This is a genomic window from Treponema sp. OMZ 790 (assembly GCF_024181285.1).
Taxonomy (GTDB): Bacteria; Spirochaetota; Spirochaetia; order Treponematales; family Treponemataceae; genus Treponema_B.
The window spans coordinates 972,773-992,739 of sequence record NZ_CP051201.1 but is presented as its reverse complement, the minus strand read 5'-3'; the positions used below and the strand labels follow the sequence as shown (position 1 = coordinate 992,739).

Below are 19,967 nucleotides of genomic sequence, written 5' to 3'. Positions count from 1 at the left end.
AATTACGGAATAGGTTCTCCGATATTCACTATAGTTTTTATCCATTCTTTTTTAATCTGCCAGATATTTGCCTGAACTTTAAAAATATTCCATTCATCAATATCAAAAATTCTTGTCCAACTGTCCATGATTATTTTAACTTCTTGCGGAAATTTCCCTTATATTTCCCGGTAAAAATTCAAAACCGTTATCAAAACCTCTTTCTTTTAAATGAGCCTTGTAACTTTTATGATCCTCTTCATCCAAAGGAATATAATGGTGATTTAAAACATAATCCCATTTTGTACCGTCAAAATAAATAACTTCGTCTTCAGGTACATCCAAAACATAAACAATAGTATTTTCAATCGGATGAAGACAATTTTCGTTGCTTATTGAACACCACACCGGAAGTTCTACATTTTCAGCTTTTGTAACGCGCGTAGAAGCTTCTTTACAAAATATTTATAACAATCTAAAATATAATCCGACATATCATCAAACTGTTCTTTAACATAAGAAATTTTATTTGTAAAACATCCTAATTCTTCAATTTCTTTTAACGAACGAATATCTTGTCTTGTATAAAGTCTTATCTTTTTCATAACTTGTGTATGATTATCAATTTTTTATCAATGATAGAACATGTAAAAAAGCTTTATTTAAAGTTTGTTCTCTCACCTCATCCCTTGAACCCGAAAATTTATAAAAATGAGTATCAAATAAAAGAGAAGATTTTTCGACTTTTTTTAAACCGTTTTGAATTTTAAAATTCAAGTTTTTAGAATCAAAAAGAGCAGAAGACACATATACAGTTCCGGCCGGATGGCCTTCAAGACTCGAAGGGCCGGCCGCTCCGCTTACGGCAATAGAAACTACAGAAATCGGAGCGGAAGAAGCCGCTAAAAACGTATTAACGGCTCCCAAGTTCATGGCTTCTACGGTTTGAGCACTCACAAGGCCGAAGTTTTTTAAAATCATAGGGTCTACATCTAAAAGTTCAATTTTTGCCTGAGGCGTATATACCACATAGCCGCCCCAAAGAACTTCGGACGCACCCGGAATTTTTGTAAACTCCGAAGATATTAAACCTCCGGTCAATGATTCGCAGGTTATAAGTTTTATGTCTCTTTCTTTTAGAACAAAAAAAACTTTTTTTACAAGTTCAAAATCAATCACTCAGCTTTACCTTAAAAGCTTTTAAATTATTGACGGCTAAGCTGTTCTTTAAGCTGCTCCGACTTTATCGAAAAAAAGTTTTTTTCGGGAACACCGGTATTTTTAATCATTCTGACAGAGCCCTCAAAAGAAACCTTGTCGGCTATTCTTAACTTCCCGGCTGTAATATCGCCTTTAACGGAACATCCGGATTTTAAATCAACTTTATCGGCAGCAGAAAGGGACCCGACAACAGAGCCTTCAACGGTAATAGAAGCAGCCTTTACATACTGAACTCTGCAATCGGCACTTTTTGACACATGTAAAGAACCTTGAGAATCTATGGCACCGATAAATTTACCTTCAATTTGCAAACTTTCAGAAAATTTCATCACTCCGTCAAAAACGGTTTCTTTACCTAAAACCGTCACATTCTTTTCTTTATATTTATTATTCCGTTTCATTTAACCTCCGAATTTTTCTCGATAAATTTATTCACTATGATAAAGCACAAAATCATAATTGAACCTATTGTGCAAAATACTCCGAAAAAATCACCAAAATAAGAGTAAACCGTTTTATATCCTTCTGTCAAGACGGGTACATCTGCAATTAAAATGTCCTTTGTAAACGGAGCCGCCATTTTTTTTATGCTGCCGTTTTGATCGATAAAAGCCGTTTGACCGGAACTTGCAGCCCGCAATACGGGTATGCGATTTTCCGCAGATCTAAAAACGGCCATAGCCAAATGCTGGTATTGGCTTACAAGGCTTCTTGCCCAAGCATCATTTGTAAGATTAATTATGATATTTGCACCGTTTTTTGAAAAATCCCTTGAAATATAGCCGAAGGTATCCTCAAAACAAATTGGCACTCCGATTTTTAAATGATTAAACTCAAGAAGATTTGCTTTATCTCCTTTTTCCCAAAATGAGTATCATTTTCTTTAAGAATCGATAAATACCGGGAAAAGTTTTTGATAAGGAAAATGTTCCGTAAACGGAACCAAGTGTCTTTTCGGTATACTTGAGGCTCAGGAGGTAAAACATTTTTTTTTGGAGTAAAGAGTAAGGCAGCATTATAGTCAAGCCTCTTATCTTCAAGATCATCAAAATTGTTATCTAAAAATTTTTTATCCAAAACACCTTCATCATTTCCTATTAAAAAAGAAACTTTTTGATTATCCAAAAAATGCAGTAATTCCCGCACCAAAAGAGAATTGGGATTAGAGGTTGAGGTGTATTTATAATGCCATCTTATCATGGGAATAAAAGCAGTTTCCGGCCAAACTACTAATTCCAAATCAGGAAAATTTTTTATGGCTTTTTCAGATAAATCTTTCAGTTCTTCATAATTATTTCTATAAACTTCCAAATTTCCAAGCCATGGGTCTCTATTAGGCTGGACAAGAGCAATCTTTGTTTTTGGAATTTCTGAAAGATTTATCTTTGTAAAAATTCCGTATAAAATAAAAGCGAAAAATGTTCCCAGCCAAATCATCATAGGCAAGTTATATTTTTTAAAAACCGGCCAAACCTTTCTTTCTTTAAAAAAATCAAAAATTATTGCAGCCGTACAAGCTGAAAAGAAAATAACCAAAAAAGAAATTCCCCAAACTCCAAATATGGAAGATACTCTGATTAAGACGGAAAAGCGCCATTGACTATAGCCCATTATACCGTAACAATAACCCAAAAAGCCTAAAGTACTTAGATACTCAAAGGACACCCATACTATCGTTTGAAAAATAAAACCGTATTTCGGAAGATAAGAATCGATTATTTTAACATAAAAAATAAAATCGAATACATTACGGAGTATTTTGCAATAATTACATAAATCGCAATAGGATGAAAAACATTATCCAAAAATTAAAAATAAAATATGAAAGAGCTCCCGAAAATGCTCCCCAAAAATGAAAAATTTAAGACGGGTTCTTTTAATCAATAAAAAAAACGGAATAAGGGCTATGTAAGCTAAAAAACTGAATCCGTTTAAGCATAAATAATTGGGATGAGATAGGGCAAAGAGAATAGCTCCAAAAAGGGCGAGTAAAAGATTTATAAAAAAAGAAATGTGTTTATTTTTCATTATCCTAAAACTCTTTTGTATTTAATTTAAGGAGAGCCTCTTTAAGTTCTTTTCCCGGCTTAAACCTTATTTTACACCTGTCAGCGGTCAAAACTCTTTCTCCTGTTTTAGGATTTCGGGCATTTTTTTTTCCGTGTAAAACCACAAAATCAAAAGAACCTAAACCTCGTATTTCTATGGGAGTTCCCTTTTTCAAAAGAAGAGACAATTCCTCCAAAAACAGATTTGTTATACCTGTAATCTGCTTAAGTTGATATTGAGGATTATTTCTATAAACGGAATCTATTATGTCTACCTTCGACAGTTTTTTTTTCATCTTTTTAAATTATAAAAAAATACCGCAATACCGGATAGGTTTTGCGGTTTTCCTTCATTTTTATTTTGCTGCAAATGAAGCATTATACAAGAGCTGCATTCTTGACTTTTTGCGGGCTGCCGAATTCTTTGTTAAAATTCCCTTTCTGGCTGCCGAATCAAGCTGACTGGAAAGCTCGCGAAGTAAGGCTGCGGCAGTTTCTGCATTAGCGGCATGAACAGCCTCAGTATACTTTCTTGCTGTTGTACGTACTTCACTCTTTGCAGAGCGGTTTCGCATTCGGCGAACTTCACTCTGGTTATGTCTTTTAATCGCAGATCGATTTTTCATTTAAGGTACCTCCGTAATTAATTTAAAACTATAGTTATTGTATATGACATAATACAGCCGCTTAGATTACACCATATCAATTTTTTTTGCAATAGCTATGCGCAATTTTTTTGCATCTTCTTCAGCCAAGCCAAGATCCGAGGCGGAATCTAAATCTTTGGCAGCTTCAGGATACAAGGCCAATTTAAAATAGGACAATGCTCGCCTAAAATAAACATGAGCTTGAAACTTATTGATTTCAAGCGATTTTGTAAAATACTCGATAGCTTCATCATCTCTATTTAAGAGAGTTAAAGCTATTCCTACATAGTAAAGAGATCGAAAGTTAGCAGGATTGTATTTACAACTCTGCAAAAAATCTTTATAAGCATCTTCATAGTCAGCTTGAGCAAAATACGCCATTCCCCTATGCTTAAATACGACCGAAAGGACAACATCATTCGGGTTTTGCTCGATTATTTTTGTATAATTTTTTCTGCCTTATCAAAAGATTTTGATTATGGGCTTCAATCGCGGCCAAAATCAAATCGTCTATTGTTTCGGCAACCTTCAATTCTCCGCTATGCTCTAAATTATCATGCTGAACAATATCGGTTTCAGGCAAAACCTTTGCCGTATATTCGTCAGCCATCGAATAAAATTCAAAGCGTCTCTTTTCAAGTTCAGTATTAAGCTTGTTTTGATAATCGCGAATTTCCTGAAAAATAATATCAGCCAAACTCAAACTTGCGTTTATCGAAGCAAGCTTTCTTTTTAGGGGTTGATCAAAGGGAGAAAACTCCGACTTATATACCAGCTCATGTTCAACCTCTGCCCAAGCATCTTGAAGAATTGTTCTAAGCTGGATTTCAAAGATTAAATTTTAGGTAATACAAGGCCTACCTTAAATCCTCGGGTATTTCGAGCAAAAATGAACAGATTCATATCCGAATTCTCTAAAGTCCTTTCCGAACCTTTGCGCTCTACTTCTATTACTTTAAATTTCTTTAGTAAAATAGTTTCAACTTCATTTATATCCTGTAAAAAAGGACATATGATCCTGACCCCCATAATATCTGTGAGGACAGGTAAATCGGACGTATCACTTTTGGGCGGAAATTTCAACAGTTTCAGATAATAACTGTTAAAACTTTTACCCTTGTCTTATATGTGGGTGCAGAAGCTATTTTAACAATAGAACGCAAAACTCTTCTATGCGCACTATCAAAACATTTAAATGAGGCACATAAGAAGAATACATCTCCCTCAATTTCTCTTTTTTAGGGAGCCAAGGAATATCTTCAGACAACATATTTTGGTAAAACCTAACAGGACATCAAACAAAAGCGGCCGAGTCATTATCTCGACCGCTTATGCTAATTTTTAAAACTTATTGTTGTTTCTTTTCGGAACCTTCAGAGGGTGTAAAACCTTCTTCGGTAGCAAGTTTCTCTTGTTCGAGGAATCTTAAAACCTGAACATGTCCGAATTTTTCAACTTCAATCTTCTTTCGTTTCATTTCTCTTTCGGTCTGAATACCCCAAAGATCTTCATCAGCAAAGTCACGTACTGTTGTCAATACTGCTTTGTCATAAATGATTTTAACATCTTTGAAGTATGCGATAGCATCGCCTCCGTCATGAGCTGCATCTCTGGTAATTAAGAAACCTTCGAAAGCAACATGGGGAAGAGAAACAGGATAAACAGGATAAAGTCTCAACTCTCTGGCCTTTACATGTGCAATATAGGCAGGGTTGTTCCAAACGAGCTCTTTCCAACCGTCAAACAAAAGATAACCCATGAAGTATCTTTTTACTTCGTTGTTCTGATCTCTGAGAAGAACATAAAGACCATGGGGGAAGTTCATACCATAAGTATTTACGGCAATTGATTTGATAACGCCGGTATTTCGAACAACACCGTAGCCTTCTTCAAATCTTGATTTTCCTGAAGCCTTATCCTCTTCAGTGGGTTCCTGTAAGTTACCCTGATCGTCAACTTGAGCCATTTTTTCGTAAGCAGGAATTAAAAATCCGGGTCTAATTTCTGCATTGGCATTGTTTGTCCAAGTCGGGAACAAGATGCGTACACCCATCAACTTCTGACCTGCGAATTTATCGCCTTCAGCTCTTACTTCAGCTTCTTTAACTGTTGAAGTAGCAACAGAAAGAGGGTTCCTAGCAGAAGAATTTAATTTTACTTCCCACTGCTCAATGGCCAAAGATGATCTCATCAAAGCTTTTTGTTCCTCAGTGTAAGAGGCACCGGCAGCTTGACCGTAATCCATAACGGTTCGTCGGTTTTGAGTCATCTTGCCTGCATCATTTGCAATGATATCGGCATTCAACAGCGCGAAATCAATAATAATCGCTTCTTCAGCAACCGCAACGGCACCCATCAAAAGGAATGCCATAGCTACAAGTATAAATGTTTTTTTCATTCAAAAACTCCTTTTATGCACTTAATTTATGCCCTGTTACTATAAGTATACGTAATAATTCAATTTTGTCAACACTTTTTCTTCATTTTTGACGTTATTTTTTTAATAATTCGTAAATCTCGGTACCTTCTGCAAAAATATAGGCAGCTTTTAAATGTTTACAGTTTGTAAATATATTTTTTTGCAAAAGTTTCCGGATTTCCTCGGAATCCAATTCTTCCTTTATTCCATCAATAAAAGAAGCAGGCAGATCTGCATATAAAATGCCTTCTTTCACAAAACAAGACAAAAGTTTGGAACCGGCCGGAATAAAGGAAAAACAATGATGATTTACGGGACCGAGCATCAATTCTTCAAAAAAAGCGGCTTCGGGTTCCTTTATATTTTGTACCGGAACATAGCGTATTTCGGTATCTACCTTACCTGTTATGGAATTTTAAAAAAACATAGCGGTCATGTTTTTATTTAGAACAGATGTAAAAGTACAGTTCCTATTATCAATAGTAATAAAAAAGCTAAAACGATCTTTGTTTTTATGTAATTCATTCCATACTCCGATTAATTGTTTTCAAAATTGCTTATAAAAGCCGAAAGTCCATTATATATGCCAAGCGAGCATTTTTTCAAGTAGTCGGGTGAATTTAAAAGCTTAATTTCCGTTTTATTGCTGATAAAACCCAACTCGATTAAAACACTAGGCATTTTTACATTCCTTACCACAAACCATTGGTTCTCGCGTATGCCCCGTTTCGGACTCTTTTTCCGATTTGAGCATCCAACCCGTCCAAAATGTTTTGAGCCATCAAGATACTTTCCATTGTAAATTCTTCTTCCATCATCGAATTTAAGATAGAATGTATTTCTTTGGGGACAGTTTTTTTATCGACTACTTCACGCCGATATTCAGGCGGAAGATACCAAACTTCAAAACCTGAAGCTCTTGAGTTAAGAGAAGCATTTACATGGACCGAAACATAGAGAATACTTTCATTTTTCTTAAGTTTTACGGAATTTGCCATATTTACCCTGTCTTCGAGGGTAGGATAGACATCTTTATTTCTGGTTAAAAGAATTTTTTTATCGGGATAAGCTTTTTTTAACATCTTGTAAAGGTCAAGGCTTACCTTTAAAGCAACCGTTTTTTCATGGACTACTATTGTTTTGTTATTTTCGGTGTATGAACCGACGCAACCGGGATCTTTGCCTCCATGCCCCGGATCTATCAAAATAACCCCTACCCTATATTTTGTTTCTTTTTGAGGAACTGCAAAAAACGTTTCAAGTTTTTTATACATTTCACCGCTTATGAAGGTAAGTCCGTCTTTTTGATACGGAGGATATGTAAATTCGGCTTTTCCGTTATCGAATACTATAAGACTTTCCCCTACTTTACAGCTCACTTGAGAATTATTTTTCATAAAAATCAATTCTTGCGAAAGAGGATCCCACGAAATATCAAGATCTAGCTTTCCTGCAGCATCGGTAACCGAAACTCCTGCAGAAAAGGCTTTCAGACAAAGCAAACTTAAGAGAAAAATCAAAAAAAAGGGCTTCTTATTCGTCTTATAACTCATTAAAACCTATACACTGTCAAGACAAGCAATACCCGGCAGAATTTTCCCTTCAAGGAATTCGAGAGAAGCTCCGCCTCCGGTAGACACATGGCTCATCTTATCGGACAGATTAAATTTGTTGACGGCAGCTACGGAATCGCCTCCGCCCACAATTGTAACAGCTCCTTTTTCGGTTACGGATGCTACAAGACGGGCAGTTTCTTCGGTTCCCTTTGCAAAGGATTCAAACTCAAAAACACCGACAGGGCCGTTCCAAACAATAGACTTTGATGAAGATACAATATCTTTATAAAGAGCCAGAGTTTTGGGTCCTACATCCATTCCCATAAGATTATCGGGAATATCGGATGTATCTATTAGAACAGCCTCAGCATTAGGCGAAAAAGTTTCAGAACATATATGATCGATGGGTAAAATTATTTTTACACCCTGCTTTTCAGCCTCATCCAGAAGATTTTTAGCCGTATCTATAAAATCCTCTTCAAACAAGGATTTCCCTATTTTTTTTCCTTGAACCTTTAAAAAAGTATAGGCCATTCCTCCTCCGATTATTAAAGAAGAGGCATTTTTTAAAAGGCTTTCTAAAACCGCAATCTTGGAAGAAACCTTTGCGCCGCCTATAATTGCAGTCATCGGCTTTGCAGGATTATTTAACATGGGTTCAAGATATTTAATTTCTTTTTCCATGAGAAAACCTGCGACACGAACATTTAGGAAGTTCGAAATTTCGGCTGTAGAAGCATGGGAGCGGTGAGCAGTTCCGAAAGCATCATTTACAAACACATCTCCGTAAAGGCTGAGTTCTTTTGCCAAGATTTGCTGTTCGGCCTTTTCCTTTGAGGTTTCTTCTTTGTGGAAGCGGGTGTTTTCAAGCATTAAAATCCCGCCTTGTGGAAGGGATTTTACCTTTTCAAGCTGCCCCATGCATGAAGGAGCAAAATCCACGGGAAGTTTGAGAAGATCGGATAAGTATTCGGCTACGGGCTTCATCCTGTGCTTTCCGGCGACATAGGCATCTTCATCAAAAGCTTTTCCGTCTTTTTCGGCCTTTTCCTTGGCTTTTTTTGTATCTTTTGCAGGATCGCCCAAATGGCTCATCAAAACAAGAGATCTTGCGCCTTGTTCGAGTATATATTTTATTGTAGGAAGGGCGGCCCTGATTCGGGTATCATCCTGCACTACTCCGTCTTTCATCGGAACATTAAAATCGACACGCATTATGACACGTCTATCTTTTAAGTTTATATCTTTTACAGTCTTAATCATAATAAGTCCTTTATTCGTTTTCTTTTTTAAATTCTATAAAGTCTATTTCAACCCCGTTGGGATCTACTGCGGTTAAGATTTTTTTACCGTCCTTTACGGTTCTTGGAGGAGCCGTAATGCGGACATTATTGGCTTTTAAATATTTTTCAGCCTCGCTTATCTGGTCTACCTGAACGGTAAGAGAAAGGCGGCTGCCGTTGTGAGCTTTTGGAACTTCATGACTGATAAGTTCAAGATTCATTCCGCTGTCGGGATCCGTCAAAAAGGCAATTCTTTTTCCGGGAGCGGCCGACATCATATAATTAAAAGTAAATCCGAGCACTTTTTCATAAAACTCAAGTGATTTTTCCATTTCATCCGTGCGGATGGCGACACTGTTTAAAAACATTTTTATACCTCGTTAAAAAAAGTATAACACAATCATTATCATAAGTCAATTGAAAGATATACATCTTGAAAAAAAAAGACTCATCGGCTAAAATGATTCTTATGAAGATTACGGAAAAGATTTTAATTGTGGATTTCGGCGGTCAATATAATCAGCTCATAGCAAGGCGGGTACGCGACCTAAATGTTTATTCGGATATTGTCGGAGCCTCAAAGACCCTTGATTACATAAAAGAAAATAAGCCGATAGGTATTATTTTTACGGGCGGGCCTAACAGCGTTTATGAAGAAAATGCTCCCCTGCCCCCAAAAGAAATTTTTGAATTAGGTATTCCGATTTTAGGCATCTGTTACGGTATGCAGGCCATGGCTCATTGCCTCGGCGGAAAGGCCGAAAAAAGCTTAAAAAGAGAATTCGGCAAAACCATAACAAAATTCGACACAGCTTTTCCGCTCTTTAAAAACATAAAGGATAAATCTTCGGTTTGGATGAGCCATGTAGACTGTGTTTCCCGTCTGCCTGAAGGCTTTGTCTCGGCAGCTCAAACGGCAAACACAAAAAATGCAGCCATGGCAAACAAGGAAAAAAAGCTTTACGGTATTCAATTCCATGCCGAGGTTGAACATTCCGAAGAAGGTCAAAATATAATCAAAAACTTTTTATACAATGTATGCGGAGCCAAGGGCGATTGGAACATGAAAAGCTTTTTGGCCGAAGCAATAAAAGATGTAAAAAATACGGTCGGTGACGGCAAGGTGCTTTTAGCTCTATCAGGCGGAGTAGATTCTTCGGTGCTTGCAGCCCTTTTAAACAAGGCTGTGGGAAAAAACCTTACCTGTATCTTTGTGGATCACGGCCTTATGCGCAAAAACGAGGGAGATGAGGTAGAGGCAGCCTTTAGAGATGCTCCGATGAACTTTATCCGAGTAAATGCGGAAAGCCGTTTTTTAGGAAAACTAAAAGGCGTTTCGGATCCCGAAAAAAAACGCAAGATAATCGGTGAAGAGTTTATCCGCGTTTTTGAAGAAGAAGCCAAAAAAATCGGAACCGTGGACTTCCTTGCCCAAGGCACAATTTATGCAGATATAGTTGAAAGCGGAGCCAAGAGTTCTGCCGTTATAAAGAGCCATCACAATGTAGGAGGCCTTCCCGATCACATAAGTTTTAAGTCATTGATTGAACCTCTAAAAACTCTCTTTAAGGACGAAATAAGAAAGTTAGGCACGGAGCTCGGCCTCCCCGATTATCTGGTACACCGCCAACCCTTCCCCGGCCCCGGTCTTGCCATAAGAATCATGGGCGAGATAACCGAAGAAAAGCTCGATATTCTGCGTGAAGCCGATGCTGTCTGGCGAAGCGAACTTGAACGGGCAGACATAAAAAAAGATTTAAGCCAGTATTTTGCCGTGCTTACCTCCACAAAGACGGTCGGCGTTATGGGAGACTTTAGAACATACGACTATACCCTCGCCCTGCGTGCAGTAAAGACCTCGGATTTTATGACAGCCGACTGGGTACGCATCCCTTACGAGGTACTGGACAAGGTTTCTTCCCGTATCATAAATGAGGTAAGCGGCATCAACAGAATAGTCTACGACATAACCTCAAAGCCGCCGGCTACGATTGAGTGGGAGTAGCCTAAAACTATTCTCCCCATTCTCGTCAGTTCTCCTCATTCTCGTCAGTTCTCCCCAAAAATACTTGACGAGAAACATAAAACAAGTTATAATATACCCAAGTACAAGTTTGCCTACAAAGGAAGGTATAAATTGATTTTTCAAGAAAGTGAAATCTTAGAACTCAAAGAAACTATCGATGAAAACATCAAAAAAGCGATTATCGCATTTGCAAATTGCAAGGGCGGAACAGTCTATGCCGGTGTCAAGGATGACGGCACAATCGCAGGGCTAAAAGATATTGATGATTCAATGCTCCGGCTTAGTAATATGATAAGAGATTCAATCAGACCTGATATAACAATGTTTGTTAATTATAAAATAATACAAGAACAGGGAAAGGCAATAATCAAAATTACCGTTCAAAGAGGCAGCAACCGCCCCTATTATCTTGCTAAAAAAGGTTTAAGACCGGAAGGTGTATATGTCAGGCAGGGTTCATCCTCCGCCCCTGCAAGCGATACGGCAATAAGAAACATGATAAAGGAAACGGATGGTGATAATTTTGAAGATATGCGCTCCACAGAACAAAATTTAACATTTAATGCCTTATCAAAGGAATTTAAGTTGAGAAAATTGGATTTTGGAGCCAAACAAAAACAAACCTTGAAAATATTTAATCAAGACGAGATATACACAAATATGGGATTATTGTTATCGGACCAATGTATACACTCCGTAAAGGCAGCCGTATTTGAAGGCAGGGATCAAAGTATTTTCAAGGACAGAAAAGAATTTTCAGGCTCTCTCATTCAACAATTGAATGATATTTATGCGTACATCGACATGCACAATCAAACCAGATCAACCTTTGATAAGCTGCTGCGTATAGACACACGGGATTACCCTCCATCAGCAATTCGTGAGGCTCTTTTAAATCTATTGGTACATAGGGACTATTCATTTAGTGCAAGCTCATTGATAAGCATATATACGGACAGAATTGAATTTGTTTCTATAGGCGGACTTTTGCCCGGAATTTTACTTGAGGATATTATGTTGGGGCTTTCAGTATGCAGAAATAAGAATTTGGCAGGAGTTTTTTACCGTCTTCACCTTATTGAAGCCTACGGAACAGGTATGAGTAAAATTATAGGAGCATACGAGAATCTTACACAAAAGCCGGTAATCGAAAATACTGCAAATGCCTTTAAAATAGTGCTGCCCAATGTTAATTCAAACCATATACTTCAAAATAATAAGCTAAAGGACACAGAAGTAAAAATAATGGAATTTATAAAAAATCAGGAAAGAGTCTCCCGCTCCGATATAGAACAAAAATTCGGCATGAGCTCATCAAGCGTATCGAGGCTTCTAAAGAGTCTTAGTGAAAACGGAAATATAATAAAAGATGGTAAAGGTAAAAAAACACAATATTTACCTAATTAACACCTCTCACTTTCTACCTTCAGCCTTCCCGTCTTTCAGCTCCAAGCCTTTTTCGAATAGAAAGCTGATGTAGTAGTCTTCGATTGTGTTTTTGGGGCCGGCGGCGTTGAGGCGCTTACGGGCATCGGCGTTGTTTCGGCGCTGCACATAGGAAGAGTAAAAATGACGCGGATCGGAATTATCAAAATCAAGTTTTTTGTTTAAAAGTTTAGCAACATCGTCCCTGCCCATTGCCGGTATCTTACAGCTTACAAGCTGGTTGCGGACATAGAGAATGTCCTCATATGAGATACCGAATAAAAACTCTTCCAGTGACTGTCCTACCGTTTTATTAGAAAGTTTTGCAAGCATGAAGCTTTGCCATGAGTCATCCAGTTTGGAAGAAAGCAAAAAAAGCTCGCTTGTACCCATCATTGTGCCGAATACGGGGGCTATTGTGTCACGGGCAGTCCAAACACGGGTTAAGACGGGAGCAAATGAAGTTGTGTTTTGATCCAAGCGGTGTTCCCAAAGATAGGTTAAAGCATTTGCAACCTTTTCTTGTTTTTGCTCATCCAAGATATTGCTGTCCAAAATCGAAATATATACATCTTCGGACATAATAGTAAACATGATATTCATGGTAGCGGATCTGAGTTCTTCAATTTCTTCTTCAGAAAATGAGGAATTTGAAGCAACCTTGCTAAGGGCCGAAAAAATATGGAATTTGGCGACAAGAAACCCCCTCCCCAAAACGGCCTTTGTGGGCATTGAAAGAGTGCGGGCATCGGAAGGGGTTTTACAAAGGTTTTCTATCAAGGTTGCCTGACTTCGTTTTTCGCCGGCAAGAACGCTTGTTTCATGGATTGAAGGAAAACGGGAAATTGCAGCCGACATTCTTTCCAAGTCCATGAGTTTTTTTCCTATTTCCAAAACAGCAGACTTGTATTCTTCATTTAATCGCTCGAAAGCATGTTCGACCAAGGTTCTTTCATGATCATTTAAAACAACGATATCTGTAGAGATTATAGTTCCGAGTCCGGCATTATTTATTGTCATAGTTTTTTCGCTGCTTCCCCAATTATGCAATGTATAGAAGAAATATTGTACTATATTCCAATGAATTTTTAAAGAGCTTTTTTATCTAAAACCATAAAATTTTAATAAAAATAAGCAAGTACTCATTGACATAAAGCCTTTTTACATGCAATATATTCATTCAAAAATGTTAGTTCGATACGGTCAAAATGCCGAAGGAAAGCAGGTTCGGCAGGCTTTAGTCTATACTAAGGACGAGCACCACATTGCCCCCGAAAAAATAGACATTGAAGCCGTGAAAATTATACAGCGTTTAAATTCTCAAGGTTTTGAAGCCTACATAGTAGGGGGAGCAGTACGGGATCTATTGATAGGCCATGTTCCAAAAGACTTTGATATTGCGACCTCGGCAGAACCTTCAAAAATACGGAAAATGTTCCGGAATTCCAGAGTAATAGGCAGACGTTTTAGATTGGTTCATATATTTTTTGGAGAAAAAATATATGAAGTCAGTACCTTTAGATCTACTGAAGACGGAAGCATAGGAAATAAATTCGGTACGATTGATGAGGATGTACACCGGAGAGATTTTACTTTAAATGCCCTCTACTACGACCCTATTCACGAGCTCGTAATCGATTATGTAGGCGGGGTTAAGGATATAAGAGCAAAAAAGATAAAACCCATTATTCCGCTTCAACTTATATTTTCAGAAGATCCGGTAAGAATGATTCGGGCTATAAAGTATGCAGCAATGACCGATTCAAGTATTCCGTTTTTTGTTCAGCTGCAAATACGTAAAAATGCCTATCTATTGGAATTTGTGTCCCCGTCAAGAATAACCGAAGAAATAAATAAGATTGTTTTTAGCGGGCACTCAAGCGACATTATAAAAAAACTTTTAGACTTTAAGCTCTATGTTTACCTTCAGCCGGGAGCCTGCGCTTTTATAGACTCTTCTTCCAAATTCAAAAAGATGTATTTAGAAAACCTTGCTCTTTTGGATAAAGAAGCCAATTCTAAACATCAGATAAAACAGGGAGAGTGTTTAAAATCATTACTAAAAGATTACATAAAACTGATTGCAGACCCTGAAGGACTTCCTCAAGAAGTGTACACTTACGTTTACAAAGAATGCAGACACTTTATTCTCCCAATGAATCCTCAAAGAAGGGAATTGGAATTTGCCGTAAAAAGCACTCTAAATGACTTAGGAATTAAGGTTTCGATGGAAAGAAGCCAGCCCCGCCCTGCAAAATTGGGTAAACAGGTTAAACATGTCCGCCGAAAGAAAAAGACAAAAAGACAGGAAACGCAAAAAGATACGGATTAAATAAATCCGTATCTTTAAAGCTCAAAAAAAATACAAGAGACTTAAGCTCTAATAAGTTTATGAGTTATGGGGAGCGGATTTTTGAGTGTGTCGTTTACCGGACAATTATTGTCAACCAAGGTCATAAACTTTTCAAGCTCCTCATCGGAAGCATCGGACTTAATATGATAGATTGTTTCAATATCGGAAAGTCCTACCTTTCCTGAACTGAAAGAACCTATACATTCGACAGCCAAATAATCCAGTTTAAGGCCTTTTTTCTTTGCGAGCATTTTCGAAATAACGCACTTGCAAGCCCCAAGGCCGCTCAAAAGAACTTCGATCGGGTTCATACCCAAATCGGTTCCGCCGAAACTGACAGGTTCATCTGCAATAATCTTTTTGCCGGATGCCTCACATTCAACTTTAAAACCTTCGCCCAAATCGATTTCGGCTTTTGCCTTAAATTCGTTTGCCATAATAAACCTCCATATATAAAAATATATCGAATATAGAATTATACCAATTTATTTTCTGCAAGTATAGCCTTGTATGATTTTAAATCGGTAAAAACTTCTTCTTTAAGCGGATTACGCTTTGTTTTGCTTATAATATACAGTTCGTAAGCAAATACGGCAACATTTACTATCAAAGCAGCAATAGCCAATACGGTTTTAGGAGCCGGGGCTTGAGTTGAGGTAATACCGAACCAATCCGTATATGAAGCATAATTGGCGGTAAGAGAGAACATTGCAAAGATAGCAAGAGTTTGAGCCCTATGCTGAAGCCATGCACCTTTTCGGAAGAAAAATTCCGCAACCGTACAAGAAACTATCAATGTAAATCCCGCATAAAAAGAGCGGTTCGAAATACAGTTATAGCAATAAGAAATATTCCATAAATCGTATGCAATAATCCAAAACCATAATTGATCGGCCCAAATCATATCCCGTGATTTTGTATTGCTTATCTTTATTTTTAGCCAGCCGGAAAGAGAAAGACAAAGGAAGATACCTGCAATAGCATTTATAATATTCCAAGGACCTCCTTCCATCAAAAGTCCTCCGCGTACTACGCCATGCATTGAATAACATTCAATGTCGGCATAAACAGCTTCCAAAATATTGATAACCAAAATCAGCATGGGAAAGGTAAGCATAAACTTATTTGTTTCAAGTTTTTTTACATAGCGCAAAAGCATAAAACCTATGACACCGGCCAAAGCCGAATAAGTTTTTACCCATGCAAACCAAGTTGCGCCTGAACCTCCGTTTGCAGTTGTAAGAGGCCAAACAAAGATAGAAAGAACAATCGGTAAAGCGGCATAAAAGATAATCGAAATCCACTTGCTCCTTCTCGTCAATTCATTAAGCCCTATGAGCATAACCAGTAAAAAGACAAATCCAAGTAAAGTCTTTAAAGTATAACCTGTAAAGAAAAACATCTTATTCCTCCATAAATAAAATTACAAAATAATTTCCAAGTTGCTTGTGGGATAAACCTTGCATGAATGGATATAATTAAAAAGTTCATCCGCATATCGGCTTAAAACTCCGCGGGCCGTAAAAACGGTTCCCGAAACCAAACGGATTCTGCACAAACTGCATTCACCGCTTCTGCAGCATACATTCATTCTGATACCCGAGCGCTCCAAGGCAGTAAGAACGCTTTCGCCGGATAAGGCAGGAATTTTTTTATCGCCGATCTTTATAGTGAAGGTTTCTTTTCCGCTTAAGTTTTGGGGCCATCCGGGCTCGCTTTGAATGTCTTGTCTTGCGCCGAACATTTCCCGTCTTATGTGCTTAGGCAAAATACCTATTTCGGTTAAAGCCTTGCTGCAAAATTGGTTCATAATTTCGGGGCCGCAGATATAGTAGGTAGCATTTTTATAATCAGGAACAAGAGCCTTTATACATTCGGAATCGATAAAACCTGTACGGTATTTTTTGCATTCAGGGTCATTCGATACAACCAAAGAATAATGAAAATTTTTAAACTCGGCGGAAAGATGGGTCAACTCCTCATGATTTATGGCAAGCTCTTCGTTTCGAGTTCCATAAATAAGGAATACCTCTCGATCCAAACCGGCATGAAGTATTTCCCGGCTCATTGAAAGGAATGGAGTAATACCGCTTCCTCCGGCCAAAAAAACTTGTCTTTTATGATGAAATACCGGATTAAAATGAAACACTCCGGCAGGGCCGTTAGCTTCAAATCTGTCTCCCGGCTTTACATTATCAATCAGATAATCGGAAACAAAACCTTTTTCTTGTCTTGCAACAATAATTTCAAAATAGCTGCGTTCTTTTGGAGAAGAAGAAAGGCTGTAAGGTCTTGAAGTTCTTACCCCCTCAATTTGAACAAAAAGGTTTATGTACTGACCGGCTTCAAAAATCGGTAAAAAGCCTGTTTCACTTACAAAGCGAATTTTTTTTGCATAATTGCCGATATTTTCGGTTTCGGAAACTATGAGTTTCATAATATTGGGATGATACTGGTTAATTTTTTTCTCGACAGCCGATGCATCAACCGTAATATCCTTCCCTATTTTTTTTGAAACAGCCAATTCGTTTAATATATTTGCTCCGTTTTCCATACGGCTTATAATAAGAGTTTTAAGATCACTCATTGTCCATCTCCTTTAATAATGACGATGCAAGCCTATCGGCGAACATATAATTGGGGCCGAAACCGCAGGTATTTACCCATCCGCTTGCAAAAACCAAATTAGGAATAGCATTATCGGTTGCAGGAAAGAAAAATACCGAAGAGCGTAAATCTTGTTCATATCCATAAATAGCCCCGGAAGGATGTCCAAGATACCGCATATGGGTTAAGGGAGTTGCAACTTCTATTTCTTCGATATGGCTTCGTAAACCGGGAAAGCGTTTTTCAAGCCTGTCAATTATCGTCGAAGCAAGTTCATATTTTTTTTGATGATATTCTTCAGGCGAAAGTTTTTCCCAGGCTTCAGAATATTTAAGAGTTCCGGCAGTGATTATACTTGTACCCGGAGGTGAAACTTTAGGATCATCTACTGTGTAACATGTAGAAATAATCGGATCGATTGAAGTATCAAGCTTATAGGCATTTTTAAAATCTTCATTTGCATCCAAACTCGCATAGGTCAAATTAAAAGAATCGGTAAAACCTATCGTTTCCGGCGGACAGTCCAGTCCGATAAAACAAGTTAAAGCGGAAATACCCGGCTTATAACTTTTAAAATACGAGCGGACTGAATCGGGAAGCTCTTCCTTTTGCAAAAGTTTTGCATAGGTTTGAGTCGGCGAAATATTGGATATTATCTTCTTTGCTCTAAACTCCTGTCCTTCATCATCGATAACACCGCAAGCTTTTCCGTTTTCAATAATAATACGTTCAACTTTTCTATTAAATAAAATGGTTCCGCCGTTTTCCCGAATCATTTCGGTAAGGGCCTGACTTATAACTTGAGAACCGCCTCTTACATAAAAGGGCTTATCCTCTGTGTAAATATAAGTACACATTGCAAGAATCGTGAAAGGAAAGTTTTCGGGAGCGACTCCCATAAAACACCAATAGGCGGAAAGGCATAATTGCAGAGCCTTATCTTTAAAAAACTCGTCAAGAACATCCTGCGTACTTCGTACGGCATACTTTGTCAAGGTAGGATATACGGAAGGAAATAATGTTTTGGTAAGCCATTTTTTCAGCCTCGAAGGTTCTCCTTTAGAGCCCGCACTTTTTGCCCTAAAAGAATTTATCTCTTCATTGAACTTATAAACGGTTTGGTAATACCTTTTTATGTTTTCCGCTTCTGCCGGAAATTCTTTAATCAGTTTTTTTTGAACTTCTTCCTTATCGGCAGGAAGAGTAATCCCTCGCCCATCAGGCAAATTGATTTTGTACAAGGACTCGATAGGAATCCATTCGATTTTATCTTCGATTCCGTAGCGTCTGAATTGCTTGCGAAGCGGGCCGGGATTTTCCTTTGTTCCCATAGAACTCAGCTGGTGTAAGGCCACCTCAAATTCAAAACGGCCTCGGCAAAAGCTTGTACCGCATCCGCCCGGGATATTGTGCTTTTCCAACACGCATACTTTTTTTCCGGCTTGAGAAAGAGTTGCAGCAGATGCAAGCCCTCCGTTTCCGGCACCTATAATAACGACATCATAATTTTCCATAAAATCTTAAAATCCCTTACCCGTAAAGAACATAACAATCGGAACAGCCATTAATATTAAGTTCACAATCATTAAAATACACTGCAACTTTGAGGTTTTTATTTTTTCGCAAAGTCTTATCATTGACTCATGTTTAAATTCGTTTTCAACAAAATTTTTACACGAGATTTGAAAAACTCCTCCTGTGGTCAGAGAGTTTGCACGGAATACGAGCCAAAAACCGGGAGTGCCGGTGATACATATTCCTAAAAGAGGCATTAGGAGAATGCCTACATGTTCAAGAGCAACGGAAGGTCCGAATTCTCCGATTACAAAGAGCCAATTCCAAAGAGTATAGGCCAAAATCCAAGACACGGTTCCTACCGTAAAAACGGTTTTAGAAGCAAAAAGTCCTTCTCCGAAAACTCCTGCTTCAGCCTTATAAATACCGGTAAGAGGGCCCATATATTCAGGCAGCCAAGAACCTGCAAGACAGAAAACGGAAGCGGCAAGAACAAGACCGGTAACAAAATTATACGGTTGTTTATTTTTTAATAAATCTGTAAAAGTTGCTTCCAAAATATTGATAACCAAAAAAATTAGAACAAGTTTAACAAAAAAGTCTCCGTTCATAAGGTTAAATAAAACCAAAACGATAAGAGTCCTCATTATGATGAGGGTTGAAAGTTTTAGCCGCTCAAACATTACCATTTTGCATGCAAACAGCACGACAATAGGAGCGATAATGTTGATAGGAACATTTGCCCACAACGGAAAAAATGAGGTTAAAAATGTAGCACAGGTTAAAAGCACAGTGAAAACAAACCAATTGAGATAAGCTTTATTTTTTTTTGCGTTCATATAAATCTCCTTGAAAAAAGATTATATACCAAAGTCAAAAAAAACGCAA

At 37.8% G+C, this 19,967-nt stretch carries 21 protein-coding genes and 3 pseudogenes; 3 read left to right on the top strand and 21 right to left on the bottom strand.

Annotated elements, in window-relative coordinates; genetic code table 11:
• Positions 1–2: 2 nt before the first annotated feature.
• The 15 genes and pseudogenes from E4O01_RS04820 to E4O01_RS04735 form a co-directional block, all read right to left on the bottom strand.
• On the bottom strand, positions 3–128 hold the full coding sequence (locus E4O01_RS04820; RefSeq protein ID WP_253730197.1) for a DUF3841 domain-containing protein: 126 nt from the start codon (positions 126–128) through the stop codon (positions 3–5).
• Positions 129–135: 7 nt separating this feature from the next.
• Positions 136–584: pseudogene (locus tag E4O01_RS04815) on the bottom strand (DUF3841 domain-containing protein).
• A 16-nt stretch (positions 585–600) separates the two neighbouring features.
• On the bottom strand, positions 601–1,158 hold the full coding sequence (locus E4O01_RS04810; RefSeq protein ID WP_253694690.1) for a CinA family protein: 558 nt from the start codon (positions 1,156–1,158) through the stop codon (positions 601–603).
• A 26-nt stretch (positions 1,159–1,184) separates the two neighbouring features.
• Positions 1,185–1,601 carry a bactofilin family protein gene (locus tag E4O01_RS04805; protein WP_253694689.1) on the bottom strand — a complete coding sequence of 139 codons (417 nt, stop codon included), beginning with the start codon at positions 1,599–1,601 and terminating at the stop codon, positions 1,185–1,187.
• On the bottom strand, positions 1,598–2,011 hold the full coding sequence (locus E4O01_RS04800; protein WP_253730196.1) for a nitrilase-related carbon-nitrogen hydrolase: 414 nt from the start codon (positions 2,009–2,011) through the stop codon (positions 1,598–1,600). Before E4O01_RS04800 ends, E4O01_RS04805 begins: the two co-directional genes overlap by 4 nt.
• Positions 2,012–2,019: 8 nt before the next feature.
• Entirely contained in the window at positions 2,020–2,865 is an 846-nt protein-coding gene (locus E4O01_RS04795) for a nitrilase-related carbon-nitrogen hydrolase (RefSeq protein ID WP_253730195.1), read from the bottom strand.
• A gap of 132 nt (positions 2,866–2,997) precedes the next feature.
• On the bottom strand, positions 2,998–3,228 hold the full coding sequence (locus tag E4O01_RS04790) for a hypothetical protein (protein WP_253730194.1): 231 nt from the start codon (positions 3,226–3,228) through the stop codon (positions 2,998–3,000).
• 4 nt (positions 3,229–3,232) lie between these two features.
• Positions 3,233–3,544, bottom strand: a complete 312-nt coding sequence (locus E4O01_RS04785) for an HU family DNA-binding protein (RefSeq protein WP_253694687.1) — start codon at positions 3,542–3,544, stop codon at positions 3,233–3,235.
• 60 nt (positions 3,545–3,604) lie between these two features.
• The gene (rpsT, locus tag E4O01_RS04780; RefSeq protein ID WP_253694686.1) at positions 3,605–3,874 is read right to left on the bottom strand and encodes a 30S ribosomal protein S20; all 270 of its coding nucleotides are present in this window, start codon (positions 3,872–3,874) and stop codon (positions 3,605–3,607) included.
• 66 nt (positions 3,875–3,940) lie between these two features.
• Positions 3,941–5,165 (bottom strand): annotated as a pseudogene (locus E4O01_RS14765) ((p)ppGpp synthetase).
• A 78-nt stretch (positions 5,166–5,243) separates the two neighbouring features.
• Positions 5,244–6,293, bottom strand: coding sequence for a flagellar filament outer layer protein FlaA (locus tag E4O01_RS04760; protein ID WP_253694684.1), 1,050 nt, complete (start codon positions 6,291–6,293; stop codon positions 5,244–5,246).
• A 94-nt stretch (positions 6,294–6,387) separates the two neighbouring features.
• Positions 6,388–6,642, bottom strand: a complete 255-nt coding sequence (locus tag E4O01_RS04755; RefSeq protein WP_371922614.1) for a hypothetical protein — start codon at positions 6,640–6,642, stop codon at positions 6,388–6,390.
• Positions 6,643–6,851: 209 nt separating this feature from the next.
• Positions 6,852–7,867 (bottom strand): annotated as a pseudogene (locus E4O01_RS04745) (N-acetylmuramoyl-L-alanine amidase).
• 6 nt (positions 7,868–7,873) lie between these two features.
• Complete coding sequence (gene pgk, locus E4O01_RS04740) at positions 7,874–9,133, bottom strand: phosphoglycerate kinase (protein WP_253694681.1); 1,260 nt, start codon at positions 9,131–9,133, stop codon at positions 7,874–7,876.
• Positions 9,134–9,143: 10 nt separating this feature from the next.
• A complete protein-coding gene (locus E4O01_RS04735) occupies positions 9,144–9,521 on the bottom strand; it encodes a VOC family protein (RefSeq protein WP_253694680.1) in 378 nt (125 codons plus the stop codon).
• Between the two features lie 92 nt (positions 9,522–9,613).
• Here E4O01_RS04735 and guaA point away from each other — a divergent pair, with 92 nt between their 5' ends.
• Both guaA and E4O01_RS04725 read left to right on the top strand, forming a co-directional pair.
• Complete coding sequence (guaA, locus tag E4O01_RS04730) at positions 9,614–11,158, top strand: glutamine-hydrolyzing GMP synthase (RefSeq protein ID WP_371819636.1); 1,545 nt, start codon at positions 9,614–9,616, stop codon at positions 11,156–11,158.
• A 132-nt stretch (positions 11,159–11,290) separates the two neighbouring features.
• On the top strand, positions 11,291–12,586 hold the full coding sequence (locus E4O01_RS04725; RefSeq protein ID WP_253694679.1) for an RNA-binding domain-containing protein: 1,296 nt from the start codon (positions 11,291–11,293) through the stop codon (positions 12,584–12,586).
• Between the two features lie 6 nt (positions 12,587–12,592).
• On the opposite strand, the gene E4O01_RS04720 is transcribed toward E4O01_RS04725, so the two are convergent.
• Positions 12,593–13,624, bottom strand: coding sequence for a hypothetical protein (locus tag E4O01_RS04720; protein WP_253694678.1), 1,032 nt, complete (start codon positions 13,622–13,624; stop codon positions 12,593–12,595).
• A 166-nt stretch (positions 13,625–13,790) separates the two neighbouring features.
• Here E4O01_RS04720 and pcnB point away from each other — a divergent pair, with 166 nt between their 5' ends.
• Positions 13,791–14,936 carry a polynucleotide adenylyltransferase PcnB gene (gene pcnB, locus E4O01_RS04715; RefSeq protein WP_253694677.1) on the top strand — a complete coding sequence of 382 codons (1,146 nt, stop codon included), beginning with the start codon at positions 13,791–13,793 and terminating at the stop codon, positions 14,934–14,936.
• A 41-nt stretch (positions 14,937–14,977) separates the two neighbouring features.
• Here pcnB and E4O01_RS04710 read toward each other — a convergent pair whose 3' ends face one another.
• Genes E4O01_RS04710 through E4O01_RS04690 form a run of 5 tightly spaced genes read right to left on the bottom strand, consistent with a single transcriptional unit; the run spans position 14,978 to position 19,918 of the window.
• Positions 14,978–15,394, bottom strand: coding sequence for an OsmC family protein (locus tag E4O01_RS04710; RefSeq protein WP_253694676.1), 417 nt, complete (start codon positions 15,392–15,394; stop codon positions 14,978–14,980).
• A 38-nt stretch (positions 15,395–15,432) separates the two neighbouring features.
• Positions 15,433–16,359 (bottom strand): DUF5692 family protein, encoded by a 927-nt coding sequence (locus E4O01_RS04705; RefSeq protein ID WP_253694675.1) that lies wholly within the window; start codon positions 16,357–16,359, stop codon positions 15,433–15,435.
• A gap of 21 nt (positions 16,360–16,380) precedes the next feature.
• Positions 16,381–17,544, bottom strand: coding sequence for an iron-sulfur cluster-binding domain-containing protein (locus tag E4O01_RS04700; protein WP_253694674.1), 1,164 nt, complete (start codon positions 17,542–17,544; stop codon positions 16,381–16,383).
• On the bottom strand, positions 17,537–19,078 hold the full coding sequence (locus E4O01_RS04695) for a phytoene desaturase family protein (protein ID WP_253694673.1): 1,542 nt from the start codon (positions 19,076–19,078) through the stop codon (positions 17,537–17,539). The genes E4O01_RS04700 and E4O01_RS04695 overlap by 8 nt, the downstream gene beginning before the upstream one ends.
• 6 nt (positions 19,079–19,084) lie before the next feature.
• Entirely contained in the window at positions 19,085–19,918 is an 834-nt protein-coding gene (locus E4O01_RS04690) for a DUF5692 family protein (protein WP_253694672.1), read from the bottom strand.
• Positions 19,919–19,967 lie beyond the last annotated feature (49 nt).